Origin of the sequence: Oribacterium sp. KHPX15 (assembly GCF_900107835.1) — a bacterium.
Lineage (GTDB): Bacteria > Bacillota > Clostridia > Lachnospirales > Lachnospiraceae > Oribacterium.
In genome coordinates this window covers 305,787-324,652 of sequence record NZ_FNRG01000001.1, presented here as the reverse complement: position 1 = coordinate 324,652, position 18,866 = coordinate 305,787, and the positions used below count along the sequence as shown (strand labels likewise).

The following is an 18,866-nucleotide window of genomic DNA, read 5'->3' as shown; positions in this document are numbered from 1 at the left end:
TTTCAACGCCGTGAGCCGTCGCCATGAACCGCCGTTTTCACGTCCGGGTTGTAATAACTTTTAGCCTTCGTAAATCGGATACTTGCGAGTGAGCTCGGCAACCTTGGCGATGACTTCTTCGCGGGAGTTCTCGAAATCGGTGGCAACCTTCCAGATACACTCGGCGATAGGCTTCATGTCCTCCTCCTTGAAACCTCTGGTGGTTACGGCAGCTGTACCGATACGAACACCGGAAGTAACGAAAGGTGAACGTGGATCGTTAGGGATAGCATTACGGTTAAGAGTAATGTGAACCTCGTCGCAGTTGTTCTGAAGAACCTTACCCGTGAGCTCAGGGATATTTGTGAGGTCAACAAGCATTAAATGGTTGTCTGTGCCGCCTGAAACAAGCTTGAAGCCCTGGGCAACCATAGCCTCGGAAAGAGCCTTACAGTTCTTGACGATCTGCTCCTGGTAAGCCTTGAATTCAGGCTTTAAAGCCTCTCCAAAACAGATAGCCTTGGCAGCTATAACATGCTCAAGAGGACCGCCCTGGCATCCCGGGAAAACAGCCTTGTTGAAGTTGTACTGCTTTGCGATCTCTTCACTTGAAAGGATGAGACCTCCTCTTGGTCCGCGGAGAGTCTTGTGGGTTGTAGTGGTAACTACATGAGCGTAAGGGATAGGTGACGGATGAACTCCGGCTGCCACAAGACCTGCGATATGAGCCATATCAACCCATAAAACAGCGCCGCACTTATCTGCGATCTCACGGAATCTCTTGAAGTCAATGATTCTTGGATAAGCAGAAGCTCCGGCAATGATCATCTTAGGCTTCTCGCGAAGAGCTGTTGCCTCTAATTCATCGTAATCTATAAAGCCGTCAGCATTAACACCATAAGGAATGATATTGAAAAAACTGCCTGAGAAGTTTGCAGGTGAACCATGAGTAAGGTGTCCGCCGGCATCCAGTGACATTCCGAGGATCTTGTCTCCCGGTTTACAGATTGCCATGGTTACGGCCATATTTGCCTGAGCACCTGAATGGGGCTGAACATTGGCATACTCGCAGTTAAAAAGCTTCTTGGCTCTTTCGATGGCGATGGTCTCGATGTCATCTACGTGTACGCAGCCGCCGTAATAACGTTTTCCGGGGTATCCTTCAGCATATTTGTTTGTAAGGATCGTGCCCATAGCCAGCATGGATGTGTCTGACAGAATGTTTTCAGACGCTATAAGCTCGATGTTGTTCTGCTGACGGTCATACTCCGTAGCAATCAACTTTCCAACCTCAGGATCAGCCTGGGTTATATAGTTCATCACTTCCTTGATCATAGTTACCTCCATAAGACATGATTTACTAAGGCTTCAATTGATAATCATCTATGACTATCTGAAGACTCTGTGTTCCATTATATTCATTAATCTGTGGATAGTAAACCACATCTATTTTTGTGCAGGCTCTCTTCTCTCTTAAAAATTCATCACCATTTGTAAATATCAGCCCGTCCATTAATGAACCGGTTTCTGACTGAAGTCTCATTTTTACAACATTTCTGTTTTTTCCAAAGACCCGACAGTCCGTAATTCTAAGGTTTTTTGTGGCAAAACAGGGTTTTTCGTTTCCTTTTCCAAAGGGCTCCAGTTTTTCGAAGTCGCGGATAAGGTTATTTGAAATATAATCAATCGGCATAGGGACATCGATCCAGATTTTATCAATGAGCTGGTCCGGACTCAGATTGCATAGAGTGTTAAGCCTGGTTCTGAATTCGTCGATATCTTTTTCCAAAAGAGTGAATCCGGCGGCCATCGGGTGTCCGCCCCATTTGACCAGAAGATCGCTTACTTCCTGGAGATGCTCGGACATGTTATAACCGTCAATGCTTCTGCCGGAGCCCTTTGAAAGAGCTTCACCGGCTTCGGTACCTTCAGCCTTTGTTATGACAAATGCCGGTCTTGAGAATCTTTCCCTTAATCTTCCTGCCACGATACCGGCCAGACTTTCGTGGAGCTCCGGCAGATATATTACCAGCACAGACTGATTTAAATAGTTCTTTTCCACCATTTCAATAGCTTTGTTGGTTGCCTCTATAGTCATGGCTTTGCGGGATTCATTCAGCTCTTTTAGCTTTACGGCTTTCATAAGAGCCTTCTCTTCATCCGTGGTAAAGAAGAGATCCAAAGCAAGTTCTGCAGATCTGAGTCGGCCGCCGGCATTGATACAGGGACCAATAATAAATCCGATATGATATGTATTAAGGTGCTCCTGCTCCAGAAGATCCTGAACTTTAAGGAGAGCCCTCAACCCTTTATTTCCTGTCTGTTTGATCTGCTGGAGTCCAAATTTCACTATGGTTCTGTTCTCGTCCCGGAGATCCATAACATCACAGACCGTTGCAATGGCGGCGAACTCCAGAAAGTCATAGTACTCTTCCTCAGGAATAGTGTGATTCTGGTATAGCATGATGATGATCTTCCAGGCTACAACAGCTCCGCAGATGTCCGGAAAAGGATAACGGCTGTCTTCTCTTTTGGCATCCACCACAGCACTTGCAGGAGGAAGAATGTCTCTGGATTCGCAGCCATAGTCCTCATCCTGTTTTTGTCTCACATCATGGTGATCTGTAACGAGGACGGTAAGTCCCAGATCTCTTGCATGTTTCAGTTCCTCTATGGCAGCTATGCCGTTGTCGCAGGTGAGAATAACATCAACTCCGTCTTCTTTTGCTTTATCAATGATATTTACATTAATTCCGTAGCCGTCCTTTATACGATCCGGAAGAACATAATCCACCCTGGCCCCGAGTCTTTTCAGACCTTTGACCAGAATATATGTTGCACATACGCCGTCAACATCATAGTCTCCAACAACCCGGATATGTTTTCCTTCCTTTATTGCCCTGTTGAGATGATTCATACATTTAATCGCATCAGGAAGAAAAAGAGGTGAATGAAGATCCTCCTCAAGGGAACCGTGAAGGTACTGTTCGATCTGCTTTTCCGAGTTAATGTCTCTGTTTCTCAGTATTCTTGCGGTAACCTGATCGATGCCGAATTTATCTGCAATGGCTTTGAAATCAGCCTTTTTATTGTAAAGAAACCATTTTTTCATATTATTTCCTTTTATGGTATAATGTTTAGCGAAAACCTTGTAAAGTATACCACAATAAATTGAAAGTTGTGGTAAATCAGAGGCTAAATTTAGACTAAAGAGTTGGAGACGACAGTGTATGACTTATCCGGTTAAAAGGTTGTTTTCGAAAATTGCCATTACCATTCTGGTATATGAGATCATATTTCAGATAGGTGGATCCTTCATGATGGAAGTTGGTTCCAATTTATACAGGGATCCTAATTTCTCCATGATGATTGCAGGTTTTGTGGCACTGACAGTTTCACTTTTGATGCTGGGGACCGAAAACATTCACGTAAGATACAAAAAGTTCAATATATTCACTTTTATTTATTTACTGTTTATCATCTTTGGTATCCAATGCTTAACCAACTATCTTATCGATCCCCTTGAGGATTTGCTGAAAAACTTCGGTTATTCTTTGGATAATGCCAAAGAAATCGCCACCGGTTCCGATATTCAGGATTTCTGGTCCATGATTTACGCCTTTCTTGCGGCTCCCCTTTTGGAAGAGTGTTTCTTTCGAGGGATTTTGTATGGACATTTCAGAAAGCATGGAAAAATATTTGCCATAACCATAACTTCATTGTTATTTGGCCTCATGCACTTTAATATTGTTCAGTTTATAGCTGCTGTTTTTATTGGAATTGTATTTGCCTGGATAAGAGAGAATTACGGTTTGAAATATTCCATTCTGATGCATATCGCCAACAATACGGTTGCCCTTTTACCGGTTTTGCTTTTTAGTGAATCAATGGCAGTTAATGTAGCATATTTTATACTTCTGTATGGCGGTGCCTTAATCCTTGTGATATCTGTTATTAAGAACTTTAAGGTGTTTCTCGATGACCTTGGTAATGAGTCTTCTTTAGGGCGAATGTATGCGCTGTGGTTTACAACTTTTTCAGTAATCATCGTAACGCTGCTTTGTCTCGCAATGACGTTCTATAGTGTAATGATTTAAACAACAAACGCTTCTGCCGATTATCCGATCGGTAGAAGCGTTTATTTTATAAGACTATACGGGATTTTTAACTCCTGAAGAAAGTATCCAGAAGACCTCTTCCGAGAGCGGCTCCGATATTACCGCCTACTCTCTTACCGAAAGTACCCAAGAAGGTTTTTCCGATTGCACCACCGGCTTCTCTTCCCAGTGTTCCTGCTGTTGAACGACCTACTGACTTAACAGCGGTCATTCTTCCTCTGTTTGCCTTTTCCTGAGCCTTTGCAAGGGCTTCTGCATCCTTTTCAGCCTGTTTCTCTGTTTCAATTCTGGCAGCTTCAGCAGTTGCTTCGTCAGTGAGCCTCTTGAAGAATTCATAAGCAGAATCTCTGTCAACTTCTTCGCTGTACTTTTCTGCAAAATCAGAAGAATTAATGACCATGAGCCTTGATGAATCATCAGCCGGACCCATCAATGACTGAGGAGGTAATACACGGCAGCGTCTTACATTATCAGGTTTTCCTTCTTCATCAAGGAAGGAGATTAGCGCCTCTCCGGTTCCAAGGTTCTGGAGAACTTCGACTGTACTGAAATTTTTATTCACTCTGAATGAATCAGCAGCAGCCTTTACCTTCTTTTCCTCTGAAGGAGTATAGGCATGAAGTGCATGCTGGATCTTATTTCCAAGCTGTGCCAGAACAGAATCCGGTACATCGCTGGGATTCTGGGTTATAAAGAAAATGCCTACGCCTTTGGAACGTATGAGCTTAACCACCTGCTCGATCTTATCCACAAGAGCCTTGGGGGCACCATTAAACAGTAAATGAGCCTCGTCAAAGAAATAAACCATCTTAGGCTTTTCCCGATCGCCTACCTCGGGAAGCTGCTCAAATAGCTCGGATAACATATAGAGCATAAATGTTGCGTAAATAACAGGATTCTGCACGGTGCTTTCTGCTTCAAGTATGTTGATCATTCCTCTTCCGTCGCTGTCCTGTCTGAAAAAATCATGTATATCGATAGCGGGCTCACCGAAGAATTTATCTGCTCCTGCTGTTTCCAGAGCCACGATGGATCTGAGAATAGCATTGAGTGAAGCGGTGGTCATGTTGCCGTATTGTGAGCTGTATTTTTTGTTGTTCTGTGCTACATACTGAACCATGGAGCGAAGGTCCTTGGTGTCCAGCAAAAGAAGATTTTCTTCATCTGCAATGCGGAAAATGATTGTGAGGATATTGGCCTGAAGGTCTGTGAGGCCAAGAATACGGGAAAGTAAAGTGGGTCCGAATTCACTTACGGTGGTTCTCAGGGGCAGACCTTTTTTGCCGCTTATATCCCAGAATTGTGTAGGGAAGTTCTGATAAGTAAAGCCTTCTTTATCAAGTCCGAAATATTTAATGCGTTCCTGCATGTTTTCGCTGTCAACTCCGGGCTTTATCATTCCGGAAAGATCGCCTTTTATATCTGAAAGAAAAACCGGAACTCCCATGTTACTGAATGATTCGGCAAGTACTTTTAATGTGATCGTCTTACCAGTGCCGGTAGCTCCGGCGATGAGTCCGTGTCTGTTGGCCATACGCGGCAGTATGCATACTTTTTCGTTGGTGTCCATGTCCAGGCCGGCCCAAATGGTGTTGTTATATAGCATATGTTCCTCCCCATGCTTTGAATTCACTGAAATAACTATCAATATTTTATCACGGAGGGGGTTGAAATGGTACAGAAAATGCAAGGGATGCGTGGCAGTTCACGATATTGAAATGGTACAGAAAATGCAGGGGACGGGTGACGGCCCACGAGATTGAAAGAACATCCAACTATACATGTTCGTCCCAGCTGCACTGGCGTGCATCTGTGCCGTACATGTATAGTCGTCTGTTCTTTCAACTCGCAAGCCTTGCCACCCGTCCCCTGCATTTTCTTTACTTTTCTAACTGTGCCACGCATCCCTTGCATTTTCTTCCGTATTCGCTACCGGAAGTAAATGTGAAGTACCTTAGATATTCATCGTAAGTGTTTGTTTGAATATGAGTTGGTAAAGTGGATTATTTGCGTGTCTTATGCCAACTCCCAACCCATTTGACGAACTAATAATTTATCTTATGCCAAGTAATTCTTCGGCGTGTTTTACAAGTTCTGGGGTCGGAGTGGGGGTGTCGGTAAGGGTGTATTTCAGGCCGAGCTTTTCGTATTTGTAGAGTGCAAGGGTGTGGTAAGGGAGGATTTCGACTTTCTTTACGGTTTTCAGGGTGTCGATAAAGGCTTTGGTGGCAATGAGTTCTTCGTCGGAATCGGTGAGGCCGGGGACGAGGACGTGGCGGATCCAAAGGTCGACTCCCTGATCGCTAAGATAGGTACAGCAGTCAAGTATGTTTTTGTTGGTATGACCGGTGAGCTTTTTGTGTTTTTCGTCATCGATTTCTTTGATATCGAAAAGGACTGTGTCGGTGACTTTTATGAGGCGGTTGAATTTACTGAAGAAGGGTTCTTCTCTTGTAAAGGGCTGGGCGGAGGTGTCAAGGCAGGTGGATATACCCATGGCTTTGGCTTTTTCGAACAGGTCGATGACAAAGTCTATCTGTACCAGCGGATCTCCGCCGCTTACTGTGATGCCGCCATCTTCTCCCCAGTATTCACGGTAGCGTACTGCATTCTGAAGGATTTCGTCTGCGGTACGCATATCAGCGCTTGTGAAATCCCAGGTATCAGGATTATGGCAATAGCGGCAACGCATATTGCAGCCTTTTAGGAATACTATATATCTTACTCCCGGACCATCAACAGATCCGAAGGTTTCAATGCTGTGGATCGCGCCTTTGATTGCTTCAGACATGATTTTACCTCCTGAATGAATGTGTAAAGCGAGTAGCCTGATTGATTCTGAGTTAACTTCCACATGTGACTTTGTAAAGGCGTACATATGAAGGCTTTATTGTGAAAACAAAAAGCCGCCACTTCCAAAGAAAGCGGCGGTTTGTTTTCAAGGTTATATGTGAATTAAAGTGCCTTGTGCTCTGTTCTTGAAATTACGTCAAGTTGCTGCTCTCTTGTAAGGTCAATGAACTTAACGGCATAACCTGATACGCGGATAGTGAAGTTAGCATATTCAGGCTTCTCCGGATGCTCCATGGCATCCTTGAGCTTCTCAACGCCGAAGACATTGACATTAACATGGTGAGCGCCCTTTGCGAAGTAGCCATCCATAACTCTTACAAGTGTCGTAGCCTGCTCATCCTCGCTGTGTCCAAGTGCTGAAGGGTTGATGGTCTGGGTATTGGAAATACCATCAAGTGCGTACTCGTATGGCAGCTTTGCTACAGAATTAAGGGATGCAAGAAGACCTGAGTTCTCTGCACCGTAGCTTGGGTTTGCTCCCGGTGAAAGCGGAGCGCCGGCAGGACGTCCGTCAGGCATAGCACCTGTGGCCTTTCCATAAACTACGTTTGAAGTGATGGTAAGGATAGAGGTTGTAGGCTCTGAATCCCTGTAGGTGTGGTGCTTCTTTATCTTTGTAAGGAAGGTCTTCAAAAGGTTAACTGCGATATCATCTGCACGGTCGTCATCATTACCATACTTAGGGAAGTCACCTTCTACTTCGTAATCAATTACGATACCATCCTCGTCACGTACTGTCTTAACACGTGCGTACTTGATAGCTGAAAGTGAATCAACTACATGTGAGAAACCGGCGATGCCTGTTGCAAAGGTACGGCGTACATCTGTATCAATGAGAGCCATCTCCGCAGCCTCATAGAAGTACTTGTCGTGCATGTACTGGATAAGGTTGAGAACGTTAACGTAAACGCCTGCAAGCCAGTCCATCATCTGATCATACTTACGGCAAACCTCATCATAGTCAAGATACTCTGAAGTGATAGGCTTGTACTCAGGTCCTACCTGCTCCTTTAACTTCTCATCAACACCGCCGTTGATAGCGTAAAGAAGACACTTTGCAAGGTTTGCACGGGCTCCGAAGAACTGCATTTCCTTACCGGTCTGTGTAGCTGATACACAGCAGCAGATTGAGTAATCATCGCCCCATACAGGTCTCATAACATCATCGTTCTCGTACTGGATGGAAGATGTTGTTACAGAGATCTTTGCGGCATACTTCTTGAAGGTCTCAGGAAGTCTCTTTGTGTAAAGTACTGTAAGGTTCGGCTCCGGTGCAGGTCCCATGTTCTCAAGAGTGTGAAGGAAACGGAAATCATTCTTTGTAACCATTGAACGGCCGTCCTGTCCCATACCTGCAACCTCAAGTGTAGCCCAGACAGGGTCACCTGAGAAAAGCTGATTGTATGAAGGAATTCTGGCGAATTTAACCATACGAAGCTTCATTACGAAGTGATCGATGAGCTCCTGAGCTTCCTGCTCTGTGAGAGTTCCTTCTGTAAGATCTCTGTTAATGTATATATCAAGGAAGGTTGACACACGTCCTACTGACATTGCGGCACCGTTCTGTGTCTTGATGGCAGCAAGGTAACCGAAGTAAAGCCACTGTACAGCTTCCTTTGCATTCTTTGCGGGAAGGGAAATGTCATAACCATAGGATGCAGCCATCTCCTTCATCTGACGGAGAGCTCTCATCTGATCTGCGATCTCTTCTCTCTGGCGGACAACATTGTCTGTCATGGTTCCGTCACCGCAGTTATCAAAGTCCTTCTTTTTCTCTTCGATAAGGAAGTCTATACCGTAAAGAGCGATTCTTCTGTAGTCGCCGACGATACGTCCACGGCCGTATGTATCGGGAAGACCGGTGAGGATATGGGCATGACGAACCTTTTTCATCTCAGGTGTATAGGCATCAAATACGCCCTGATTGTGTGTCTTATGGTACTCTGTAAATATTTTATGAAGAAGAGGATCGGGAGTGTAACCATAAGTTGTACAAGCCTGCTCTGCCATCTTGATACCGCCGTATGGCATAAATGCTCTCTTAAGAGGTTTGTCTGTCTGGAGACCTACTACCTTCTCTTTGTCTTTTGAATCAGCGGTAATATAAGCAGCGTCATAAGCTGTGATACCGGAAACCACCTTTGTTTCCATATCGAGAACACCGCCCTTTACTCTTTCTTCCTTCTGTAATCCCTGAACCTCATTCCAGAGATCCTTTGTTGCCTCTGTTGGTCCCTGCAGGAAGCTTGCATCACCATCATATGGTGTATAGTTGTTCTGGATAAAAGAACGAACGTTAACATCGCTTGTCCAGTGTCCGGCGTTAAAACCTCTCCATTCCTCTCTCATGTCTTTTCCTCCAATATAATAATTGTTTTTTGATCATCAGACCCTTTTTCCGTTGGCTGTGTTCTGCCTCCGGACTCCTCCTCTATCTGACACATCAATATTAACCCCTTACCTGAAACAATAATGTTGTCCAAGCAACAAATACTGAATTTTGTATACAAGGGAATTACTGCTTCAAGCATCGAAAGTATATTATCTTGATAATGTTTAGTCAATATAGTAAAAGTTCATATCGCAGATGTTTTCCTATAAAAACAATAGGAATTACTGTTATTGTATTTACTTAAAAACGTACATTTCCCATGCCTTGAATAATGCCTAGTGATATGCTAGGATTATTCAGAGTATAGGCATCAGCTATGCTTTTAGTAACTATGGAGGATTTTTTATATGATGATTTCCACAAAGGGTCGTTATGCTCTTTCGACTCTGATAGACATTGCCCAGAACTACGACGGAGTAACTCCGGTCAGCATCAAGGAGATTTCAGAACGTCAGGGGATTTCCATAAAATATCTGGAGCAGATCATTTCTCTTATGGTAAAGGGAGGCTTTTTGAAATCAATCCGTGGGGCTAAAGGCGGATATCTTTTTACACGTCCGACAGATGAGATAAAGATTGGTGAGATCCTTGATGCAGCCGAGGGAAGTCTCGCCCCGGTGGAGTGTGTCAGCGGTACCTCCTCCTGTTCCAAGTCTGCAAATTGTCTTAAATTCCCTTTATATAAGAAGATAGACGAGGCGATTTATGAGGTTGTGAACAAATATACCCTGTATGATCTGGTTAATGACAGGATTTGATACCTGAATTACCATATGGACGGTGTTAGTGGTTCATTTTTTTGCAGCATGACCACTAACACCGTCCCATGGTCTTTCATTATTGCTGTTTTTAGATTGATTAATCCTATAGATTAAAAAATTTTTCACGTTTATCGAAACAAAATTCATTTTATCCTTGACTTTCATCTTTTAATTGAGTATTATTACACACGTCTCTAGGAAAGACTTCTGAGAGACAATGAGATGCGTGCGTAGCTCAGCTGGATAGAGCGTCTGGCTACGGACCAGAAGGTCGTGGGTTCGAATCCTGTCGCACGCATAAAACCCGAATCGCTTTTGCGGTTCGGGTTTTTTGTAAGTCGTTATGCGGATATCTACATTTATTCCAACGGGTAAGGTTTTCGCCGGCGACAACCTTACCCATTGGATAAAGGCACCTGATCAAAAGTGATCATGTGCCTTTTTTCTACGTTGTATTTCTTTTTTTAGATAGGAAAAGGTCTTCTCTTCTCCTTCTGTTTTGAGCATCCACAGAAGCTCACTGATCTCTTTTCTGGTTTCGTTTTCTAAAAGGAGGGAGTCCTTTGTAGGAAGGAAGTATTCCCATGGGTAACCGTCGTTATAGTCTTTTCCTTTGTAGACCTTTGCAGCCGCCACACGGTCACAGAACATTTCCGCCACGTATCTGTAGGGCATGCGGCAGCCTACCATGAACCCCTTTTTTTCTATGTCATAATCGCACCAGTATTCAAAATGGTGTTTGTTACGGCCCTTATGATGAAGCCAGGCTTCACAAACTCCGGTTGCAAGTCTTTCTGCAGTATTCGGACTTCTGTTACCCTGATAATAAAAGATGCCCGTTTTAAATTCTGTCCAGGTATATTTGGAAAGGTCATGAAGCAGTCCCTGTTTATAAAGCCCAACTCTGAAACAGTTTTTCATTACTTCCAGTTTATGTTTGTTTATGGTTTTGAAGTGTTTTAACGCATTTCTGAAATAATTCATATAAACGCCCCATTCCGCTTTTTAATTCGGCGCACAGATAGTAATTAACAGTATTTCTGCAGGCGCCTATTGCGAATTCATAAGTTAAAACTCTTCGGTAAGCATACGATTGGCTTTTTTATGATCTCCAAGTTGTATGAAATAATCATATAGGAAGTCTCTTTGACGATTCGTTAACGGTCTGATATGGGTTGCAGAGATTTCCTGCTTTCCGGGGTCATGTATGAGGCAATACCCTTTATCACAAAGAAAGTCACGCTCATTTGCGCAGTATCTTTCGCAGAATTCATGATACCAGCCCTTTGACCGGATTATTTCTTCGGCACCGGTAGTGTGCTCGCCCCAATCGTATTGGGTAAAGGTGCCATCAGGTGAAACCCATCCGAGAACAGCTTTGGAATCATACATAACTTGACCTCCTTTGGTCAGATATAAGATATGTTTGAGAAGAGTTTTTAGATATTTCCATCATATCAGATATATTGGAAAATTTGTGAAAAATATTAAGATGACACGTTTTTTGATGGGGTGTGATTTCGATTTAGACGTATATCACACATGTAAAAAAAGAAGCTTATGTTTATCTTCCTGATTTTACTAAGATAAACATAAACCTCTTTACATACTATAATATAAGTATTACTTGGTAACCTCTGACCATGAGCCCTTCATGCCGATGGCACCAAATTTACAAGGATTAACCTTTGAATAAAAATGCTGCTTTCCGCTGTCATCAATAACTGATACACAGAACTGATTCATGTCCTCAACTTCATATGTCTTTCCGTTAGTAAGTCCGTTAGCAAAGCTTGCGCCTCTATACAATAATCTTGTCATTACGCTATTCTCTCCTTATACACACACGTTATCTCTGTTTTTCCCCAAAAAACATTCACGATTATAACATTAAAATTTTATTAATCAACTAAAAATCAAATATATAAAAATTCTAGATAAAATCCCATATTCCTATAAAAATTATTAATTCAATTAGTTGAAATAAAAAACCGGAGAAGAATTTCAAGCATAGAATTAAGGGCGGGGAAAATCCCTGCCCTTAATAGTTTTACTTATTTACAACCTCGCAATGTACAAAACAGGTATTGGGTATATCTGTGGGTGAAGCTGTAAAGTTTATCCACTGGTAGGAGGCTCCGTCAAAAAGCTTGGTCTTGATGTGTTCACCTTTTGCGGCTCTGGAAATAATGTTTATGCATTTTCTGTCCGTATTGGGAAACAGCTCATTATAGCCTTTTCCCAATAACTGTTCCTTCGTTTTTCCTGTCAGTTCGCAATAGGCTTTGTTAACAAACAGGTAGATGATATCGGTTGGTTCGGTACTTCCTTTGACGTATTTGGGAGTCGTCAGGAATACCGGGAGTGGTATATCACTGTAGGGATCAGGAACTATTTCCGTCTTTATTTTAGCGTTGGAGTCTCTTCCCTTCTGTCCCGTATGTAATTTTTGGTTAGTCAGTTCGATTATATTTTCGAAATCAGCTTTTTCAGAGGATGAAGTAGTTCCGTAATGAGCAACAAGCCGACAGCTGCGGCCTTCTATTTCCTTGATTGCATTGATCTCGGTCACACAATCGGAAACATAATCCAAAACCTCGTTGATAGACAGATTTTTCTCACAAATTCCGAAGGTAGAGCCTTCATTCCTTGAAATAACTGTGGCTTTTCCGAAGGTGGATTTGATGGTGTCTGCGATTATTCGGAGTAATTTATGTGCTACTGCTTCTCCGTAATCATGTAATACTGTATTGTAGCCCTCCACATATAATGATGAATAACAGTATTCTTCTTCGTTTGTCTTATAATTATTTTCAAACTCATTTATGGTAGCCTGCATACCCTGGGCATTCATTACACCGGTTATGGGATCCAGGTATCTGTCATCTCTGGCTGCTCCATTGGCGATGATATCTTCGTCTGCATCAACAAAATATCCCACCAGACCTGTGATCCTGTTGTCATGATATATAGGTATCTTGGTTGCGACTATGTTGTGGGCTCTGCCGTTGATGATGGTAATGGTTGATTTGTTATATACAGCATTACCCTTTAAAAGGATTTCACGTTCGTCGGACTCAAAGGGGGTATCGTCAAGATGCCAACCGATTTCTTCGTCGGTTTTTCCTAAAATATCGTCCTTTGAGCGGAATCCGTAGTAATTATAAAAGGCTTTGCTTGCACCCATAAATCTTCTTTCCGTATCCTTCCAGAACAGCTTGAGATTTCCCTCGTCTATAAGAGAAGACCAGATGTCCGAGTTGAAATTATCCTTGTCATCAAGCTTCAGATATCCGTAATCAAGAATACGTCGGATATAATCCTTTTTCTCCGGGGGATCCAGCTGATTTATATAAGCTGGTTTAATGCAGAGAAGGAGCTTTTCGCACTGGGAATCGCTGATTTTTTCCACAAGTGCCTCTATCCAGGAATAGTTACCGTCAGCATCTTTTATTAAAAAGGTTTCAGAGAAGAAACCTCTGCCTGAATTATTGATTCTGCTTAACAGATAATCCTTATCGGAAAATTGATTCCATTTTTCGTGATCATCAGTGTAGACATTAAGCTTATCGAAAAGCGTTTTGAGTGCATCTAAAGAGCTGTAACGGTCACCTGTTGACTCTCCGGGTATGCAGGAGACTAGTACATTGATACTGTTGTTTGTCATATCCAGCAGATAGATATTATCATATAAGGCAGCCAGATTTCTGAGATATTTGTCAGACCGGCTGGCCTCTTCGAGCTTTTCGTATATTTCGCTGCTGATGGCGGCGGACAAAATATGTCCTTCACGGGATGCGGCCACAGCCTCCAAGGTTAATAAGAAATACCGGCCGTTGGAAACAAAAGTTGCCGTATCTTTTTTTCCGAGCCTGATTACTTTGTCAGCCAGATTCTGAAATATGTGATATACTGTATCCTTCACAGTGCCGGAGCCTTTGTCAATGCTTCCCGAAGAGGTGAAAGAAATATCGGATACATGTTCAATATATGCTGTGTTCTTATATACAACGGAAAAATCCTGTCCGTCATAAAAGTATAAGGCTAAAGGATGGGACGAAACAACATCGATCAGACCTGCTTTTTGGTATAGTGAATAAAGCTCTCTGGTTTCCGTGTGTAAATCATTATCTTCAAGATACTTTACAGTTTCGGAATAAGGCAGAGGCTTACCGTAAAAGTAACCCTGTATGCGTTCGCAGCCGATATCTCTCAGGAAATCGGCATGTTCTTTTGTCTCCACACCTTCTGCAAGTGTATGCATACCCAGTTTTTTTGCCATTTTAACTGCCATGGCAACTATGTTTTTGGATTTTTCATTAAAATTTCTGAGGAAACCCATATCGATCTTGATCTCGTCAAAATCAAAGTCCTTCAAAATGTTCAATGAAGAATAACCGCTTCCGAAATCATCCATATAAACTTCAAAACCGGCGGAATGGAATTTATTTATGGCTTCACGTATCTGCTCACGGTTTGTCATAATTGCGGTTTCTGTTATTTCTATGCAGATAAGATTTCTTCCAACTCCGCGCTTATCACATTCAGAGGAAATGATCTCTACAGGGTCACAGTAATCAAAATCAGATCTTGAGATATTAACAGAAACGGGTACAGTAGAAAGACCCGCCTTCAATCTCTGCTGAAACATGGAAATAACTCTTCTGGCAATATACATATCCAGCTTATAGGAAAAACCATTATCCTCAAGAATGGGGATAAAATCTCCCGGAGACAGGAACCCTCGTACAGGGTCTGTCCATCTTGCCAATGCTTCAAATCCGCAGATGTTCTCTGTATAGGTTCTTATTACTGGCTGATAAAAGGGTTCGATCCATCCTTCTGATATTGCCTTGTCAATATTTGTCAAAATATAGTTCTTTTTGGAAATCGCATGTTCAATATTATTATCATACCAGACATAGGTGGAGGTTACTGTCGAGGATAATGTATCGGCAGCGACTTTTGCATTATCGCAGGCGGCTTCCGCGCTTATCTCGTTTCCGTAAAGAGAAATGCCTATCCTTGCTTCCAGAGTTTTTCCGTCGTTAAGCTTCTTTAATTCGTTTATGACGAGATTGAGCTTCTCCTGAAGATCCTCTTTATCGGTGTATACATAAAAACGGTCTTCGCCAAAACGGGAGCAATGCCTCAGACCAAAACAATTTGTCAGAAGCTGGCTGAACATAATCAGCAGCTTGTCACCTTCCTCCATCCCATAATGCTTGTTGAAACGTTTCATGGCGATCAGGTTAAAAGCTATGATCACAGGCGTCATGTTCTTCTGCAGGCGCTCTGCGGCGTAATCATTGGCAAGCTTGAAAAAGCTTCGTCTCCTTGGAAGACCTGTAAGAGACTCGGTTGAATACTGATATTGAGTAACGAACATAATTATGGCAGGAGTTTCATCTTCACGTGACATTTTCAGATAAGCACAGTGACAAACTACATAAACCGGCTTGCCGCTTTTTGTGTTCATTCTGAAATTCTTCTGTACGATGAGTTCGTTTGGGGAAGATAAACGCAAACGAAGATTGTTTTTTACCGCTTCATAATCATCCGGATAAGCGATTCCCTTGAAAGAGTTTCCTGTCAATGTCAGAAAATCATTTTCGTCCTCATAGCCTAAAAATTTAATTAAGGATTCATTTGCATAAAGCAGTTCTTCACTGTCCCAGTCAGCCGTGAACATCAGGACGCAGCCTGACTGCTTTTTAAATATGTTAAGGATAAACTTTCCTACGTTAGATATATTTGTTATCTTATGGATTGATTTCATACTAATGATACCTCATTAAATATACTTCCAAGGCAGTTATCGACATACTTTGAGCTAAAGATAATATTATTTGATAAAAGAGGTGAATTTAAGAAAGATTATTGGAGAAAAAAAGAACAGGAAAGCATAAAAGCTTTCCTGCCTGTTCTAAAGCGCAGAGGGTGGGGTTCGAACCCACGTGCCCTTGCGGACAAACGGTTTTCAAGACCGCCTCGTTATGACCACTTCGATACCTCTGCATATTTAATTGTGTCGCTTTCTTACGACTCGCATATAATATAATATTTTGATACACGAGTCAAGAGAAAAATCACAATACCTTAACAGTTCGATCCCTACCGGTATTGGATTTGCAAAAAAAAAGCGTTGGATCTGATCCAACGCTCTGAGCCCTTAATAGCGAGAGGGGGATTTGAACCCTCGACACCACGGGTATGAACCGTGTGCTCTAGCCAACTGAGCTATCTCGCCATATTTATGATTCTCGACCCAGGCCGCGCATAAAGCGCAGTCCAGACCGAAGACGTGGGGCCTACAGGGCTCGAACCTGTGACCCCCTGCTTGTAAGGCAGATGCTCTCCCAGCTGAGCTAAGACCCCGTCTATCACCTTTTAGAAAATTCTTTCTTTCGGCGACTCGTATATATTACTAAATCAATCTTTTGTTGTCAACAAACTTTGAGAAAAAAATCGAAATAATATTTATAAATTAAAACAATACTTTTGTAATTACAGTAAAGCACACCGAATATTTATGATCCGGTGTGCTTACTCCTTTCGTTTTGATAAATCCAATCTGACGTATAAAAAATAATCTATGAAGCCATATAAGATTGTTTTTCTTTAATTGAAGCCATAAAACTTCCTTGCCAGCTTGTAGCTGAGAATAGTAAATTTGTTTCCTGCTTTGCTGTTGAAGTTCATGCCCTGTCCAAGGAAGGACGCTCTCATACGGAGCCATATAGGGAAGTTGTATTCCTTTATATATTTCCAAAGCTCCTTCTTTTTTTCCATATTCTCTTCAGTGCCTGATTTTATGGCAAGAACAGAAGAAACGGTTGTTATGATCTGAAGATAGCTGAACATATAATTTCTTAATTTACGGCTTGGTAATTTAGTGATATCACAGCATTCCAGCATTATCCTGTTCACCTTCAGCTGCTGGTCTATACGTCCTATCATTACAGTTTCATTTACCGACTGGTCATCTCTTCCTATAAAATAATGGTACAGGTTTATGTTCATGTAATAAATTGACTTAACTGAAGGCAGCGGCTGATAAACAAAAATGTTATCTACATAGAAAGTATGTTTGGGAAGAACCAGGTTACAATCCCTGAGCATCTGAGTACGATAGATTACTGAATGCATAAGTATATACTGTCCTATGTGGAAATGTCTTACATCATTCCAGGTAAATATCTTATCCTGAGGAAGAGCGGTAGTATATTTCATTACCTTTTTATGGGTCTGCCCTACTTTATCATAAATGAAATTGCAGACAAACATATCCACAGGTGTTCCGGACATTACCAGTTCACGAAGCTGGGTCATCACCTTTGGAAGAGCCTCATTATCAAGCCAGTCATCGGAATCCACAACCTTAAAATATAGTCCTGTTGCATTTTTAAGTCCTGTATTAACAGCCTCTCCGTGGCCGCCGTTTTCCTGATGAACAGCCTTTACGATACCGGGGTACTTTGCTTCATATTCCTTTGCAATTTCAAAGGTGTTGTCCTTTTGTGATCCGTCATCAACTACTATGATTTCAACTTCGTCTCCTCCAACCAGGATAGACTCGATACACTTTCCCATATAAGCTGCTGAGTTGTAACATGGGATAGCAAAACTAACTAATTTCATGATATTTCCTTATTATAAATATTTTAAAAAGCTACGTGGAAATTTTAACCCCACGTAGCTTTATTTTCAAGTTAATATATACTTACAAAAATGCTTTTTAGTCAAATCGGGATCAGTATGTGCAGCATTCACATATCCTGAACGGATTATCAAGCAATAGTTGTTCCGGCAAGTCCTGCAACTGCTTTCTCAGCAAGTTCCATGGAAGTTATGATAGCACGACGGCCGTTTCCTGCCTCTACGAAGTCTATTCCCGCTTCGACCTTCGGCTGCATGGACTTAAACTCGAAGTGACCGTCCTTTATGTACTGCTTTGCTTCATCAATGGACATTTTATCCAACGCTTTTTCATCCGGCTGCCCGAAATTAAGTGATACATGATCTACAGCCGTTGTGATGAGGAGAATGTCAGCGTCTATCTCCTTTGCAAGAAGTCCTGCTGTTCTGTCCTTCTCAATAACCGCTGCCGCGCCTTTAAGGTTATTTCCCTGTCTGAGAACCGGGATTCCGCCTCCGCCGCAGGCGATGACTACCTGGTCCGCATCAAGAAGGGCCTTGATGGCATCGATCTCAACGATGGACTTGGGAACCGGAGCTGAAACTATACGCTGGAACTTTCCTTCGGATATCATGGTTACATGATTTCCGTTGTCCTCTTCCCTCTTTGCCTCGGTGGCGTTCATTATCTTTCCAACCTTCTTTATAGGGTTGTAAAAGCTTTCGTCATAAGGATCCACAAGTACCTGGGTGAGGATGGTAGAAGCTGTTTTATAGATTCCTCTCTTCACGAGCTCTGCCCTTACCGAGTTCTGAAGGTCATAACCAATCAAGCCTTGGCTCATGGCCGAACATACGCTTAAAGGAGTATTTACATACTGATCCGGGTACTCATCTGCAAGGTTTTTCATGGCAGTATGGATCATACCTACCTGAGGAGCATTGGAAAAGACCAATGCCACCTGATATCCGTTTTCAACAAAATCCGCGATCATAACGGCTGTCTTTTCTGTTGCAGCCTTAAGCTCCGGAAGTGTAAAGCCCAGGTCCTTGTGACCGAGAGCGATAACCATACGCTTTTTACTCATATAATTGTCTCCTTTTCGAGAGTCTTCAGCCCGAAAA

13 protein-coding genes and 4 tRNA genes are annotated in these 18,866 nt (G+C 42.4%); 3 read left to right on the top strand and 14 right to left on the bottom strand.

Annotated elements, in window-relative coordinates:
• Positions 1–60 precede the first annotated feature (60 nt).
• Entirely contained in the window at positions 61–1,314 is a 1,254-nt protein-coding gene (gene glyA / locus BLV86_RS01305) for a serine hydroxymethyltransferase (RefSeq protein WP_090814849.1), read from the bottom strand.
• Positions 1,315–1,339: 25 nt separating this feature from the next.
• Positions 1,340–3,091 (bottom strand): single-stranded-DNA-specific exonuclease RecJ, encoded by a 1,752-nt coding sequence (gene recJ / locus BLV86_RS01300; RefSeq protein ID WP_090814848.1) that lies wholly within the window; start codon positions 3,089–3,091, stop codon positions 1,340–1,342.
• 118 nt (positions 3,092–3,209) lie between these two features.
• Here recJ and BLV86_RS01295 point away from each other — a divergent pair, with 118 nt between their 5' ends.
• A complete protein-coding gene (locus BLV86_RS01295; protein WP_031549778.1) occupies positions 3,210–4,076 on the top strand; it encodes a CPBP family intramembrane glutamic endopeptidase in 867 nt (288 codons plus the stop codon).
• Positions 4,077–4,143: 67 nt separating this feature from the next.
• Here BLV86_RS01295 and BLV86_RS01290 read toward each other — a convergent pair whose 3' ends face one another.
• From BLV86_RS01290 to pflB, 3 genes are all read right to left on the bottom strand, one after another.
• Positions 4,144–5,703 carry a helicase HerA-like domain-containing protein gene (locus BLV86_RS01290; RefSeq protein ID WP_242873204.1) on the bottom strand — a complete coding sequence of 520 codons (1,560 nt, stop codon included), beginning with the start codon at positions 5,701–5,703 and terminating at the stop codon, positions 4,144–4,146.
• Between the two features lie 447 nt (positions 5,704–6,150).
• On the bottom strand, positions 6,151–6,888 hold the full coding sequence (pflA, locus tag BLV86_RS01285) for a pyruvate formate-lyase-activating protein (RefSeq protein WP_090814847.1): 738 nt from the start codon (positions 6,886–6,888) through the stop codon (positions 6,151–6,153).
• A gap of 164 nt (positions 6,889–7,052) precedes the next feature.
• Positions 7,053–9,299: a formate C-acetyltransferase gene (pflB, locus tag BLV86_RS01280; protein WP_090814846.1), complete on the bottom strand. Its 2,247-nt coding sequence runs from the start codon at positions 9,297–9,299 to the stop codon at positions 7,053–7,055.
• A 390-nt stretch (positions 9,300–9,689) separates the two neighbouring features.
• Between pflB and BLV86_RS01275 the strand changes: the two genes are divergently transcribed.
• Positions 9,690–10,100 (top strand): RrF2 family transcriptional regulator, encoded by a 411-nt coding sequence (locus BLV86_RS01275; protein WP_090814845.1) that lies wholly within the window; start codon positions 9,690–9,692, stop codon positions 10,098–10,100.
• Positions 10,101–10,327: 227 nt separating this feature from the next.
• Positions 10,328–10,401 (top strand) — tRNA-Arg (locus BLV86_RS01270).
• 122 nt (positions 10,402–10,523) lie between these two features.
• Here the strand turns inward: BLV86_RS01270 and BLV86_RS01265 are convergent.
• From BLV86_RS01265 to arcC, 9 genes are all read right to left on the bottom strand, one after another.
• Positions 10,524–11,087 carry a DUF5662 family protein gene (locus BLV86_RS01265; RefSeq protein WP_090814844.1) on the bottom strand — a complete coding sequence of 188 codons (564 nt, stop codon included), beginning with the start codon at positions 11,085–11,087 and terminating at the stop codon, positions 10,524–10,526.
• An 84-nt stretch (positions 11,088–11,171) separates the two neighbouring features.
• Positions 11,172–11,495, bottom strand: coding sequence for a hypothetical protein (locus BLV86_RS01260; protein ID WP_029199951.1), 324 nt, complete (start codon positions 11,493–11,495; stop codon positions 11,172–11,174).
• Between the two features lie 231 nt (positions 11,496–11,726).
• Complete coding sequence (locus BLV86_RS01255; protein WP_090814843.1) at positions 11,727–11,924, bottom strand: hypothetical protein; 198 nt, start codon at positions 11,922–11,924, stop codon at positions 11,727–11,729.
• A 229-nt stretch (positions 11,925–12,153) separates the two neighbouring features.
• Positions 12,154–15,882, bottom strand: a complete 3,729-nt coding sequence (locus BLV86_RS01250) for an EAL domain-containing protein (RefSeq protein WP_090814842.1) — start codon at positions 15,880–15,882, stop codon at positions 12,154–12,156.
• A 153-nt stretch (positions 15,883–16,035) separates the two neighbouring features.
• Positions 16,036–16,121: transfer RNA gene (locus BLV86_RS01245), tRNA-Ser, on the bottom strand.
• 158 nt (positions 16,122–16,279) lie between these two features.
• Positions 16,280–16,353, bottom strand: a tRNA-Met gene (locus BLV86_RS01240).
• Between the two features lie 55 nt (positions 16,354–16,408).
• A tRNA-Val gene (locus BLV86_RS01235) sits at positions 16,409–16,481 on the bottom strand.
• 243 nt (positions 16,482–16,724) lie between these two features.
• On the bottom strand, positions 16,725–17,744 hold the full coding sequence (locus BLV86_RS01230) for a glycosyltransferase family 2 protein (RefSeq protein WP_090814841.1): 1,020 nt from the start codon (positions 17,742–17,744) through the stop codon (positions 16,725–16,727).
• Between the two features lie 149 nt (positions 17,745–17,893).
• On the bottom strand, positions 17,894–18,829 hold the full coding sequence (gene arcC, locus BLV86_RS01225; protein WP_090814840.1) for a carbamate kinase: 936 nt from the start codon (positions 18,827–18,829) through the stop codon (positions 17,894–17,896).
• Positions 18,830–18,866 lie beyond the last annotated feature (37 nt).

What these genes read in the sequence shown, in the direction of transcription:
- glyA (WP_090814849.1), bottom strand. Translation starts at nt 1,314, where the DNA reads ATGATCAAGGAAGTGATGAACTATATAACCCAGGCTGATCCTGAGGTT.
- recJ (WP_090814848.1), bottom strand. Translation starts at nt 3,091, where the DNA reads ATGAAAAAATGGTTTCTTTACAATAAAAAGGCTGATTTCAAAGCCATT.
- BLV86_RS01295 (WP_031549778.1), top strand. Translation starts at nt 3,210, where the DNA reads ATGACTTATCCGGTTAAAAGGTTGTTTTCGAAAATTGCCATTACCATT.
- BLV86_RS01290 (WP_242873204.1), bottom strand. Translation starts at nt 5,703, where the DNA reads ATGCTATATAACAACACCATTTGGGCCGGCCTGGACATGGACACCAAC.
- pflA (WP_090814847.1), bottom strand. Translation starts at nt 6,888, where the DNA reads ATGTCTGAAGCAATCAAAGGCGCGATCCACAGCATTGAAACCTTCGGA.
- pflB (WP_090814846.1), bottom strand. Translation starts at nt 9,299, where the DNA reads ATGAGAGAGGAATGGAGAGGTTTTAACGCCGGACACTGGACAAGCGAT.
- BLV86_RS01275 (WP_090814845.1), top strand. Translation starts at nt 9,690, where the DNA reads ATGATGATTTCCACAAAGGGTCGTTATGCTCTTTCGACTCTGATAGAC.
- BLV86_RS01265 (WP_090814844.1), bottom strand. Translation starts at nt 11,087, where the DNA reads ATGAATTATTTCAGAAATGCGTTAAAACACTTCAAAACCATAAACAAA.
- BLV86_RS01260 (WP_029199951.1), bottom strand. Translation starts at nt 11,495, where the DNA reads ATGTATGATTCCAAAGCTGTTCTCGGATGGGTTTCACCTGATGGCACC.
- BLV86_RS01255 (WP_090814843.1), bottom strand. Translation starts at nt 11,924, where the DNA reads ATGACAAGATTATTGTATAGAGGCGCAAGCTTTGCTAACGGACTTACT.
- BLV86_RS01250 (WP_090814842.1), bottom strand. Translation starts at nt 15,882, where the DNA reads ATGAAATCAATCCATAAGATAACAAATATATCTAACGTAGGAAAGTTT.
- BLV86_RS01230 (WP_090814841.1), bottom strand. Translation starts at nt 17,744, where the DNA reads ATGAAATTAGTTAGTTTTGCTATCCCATGTTACAACTCAGCAGCTTAT.
- arcC (WP_090814840.1), bottom strand. Translation starts at nt 18,829, where the DNA reads ATGAGTAAAAAGCGTATGGTTATCGCTCTCGGTCACAAGGACCTGGGC.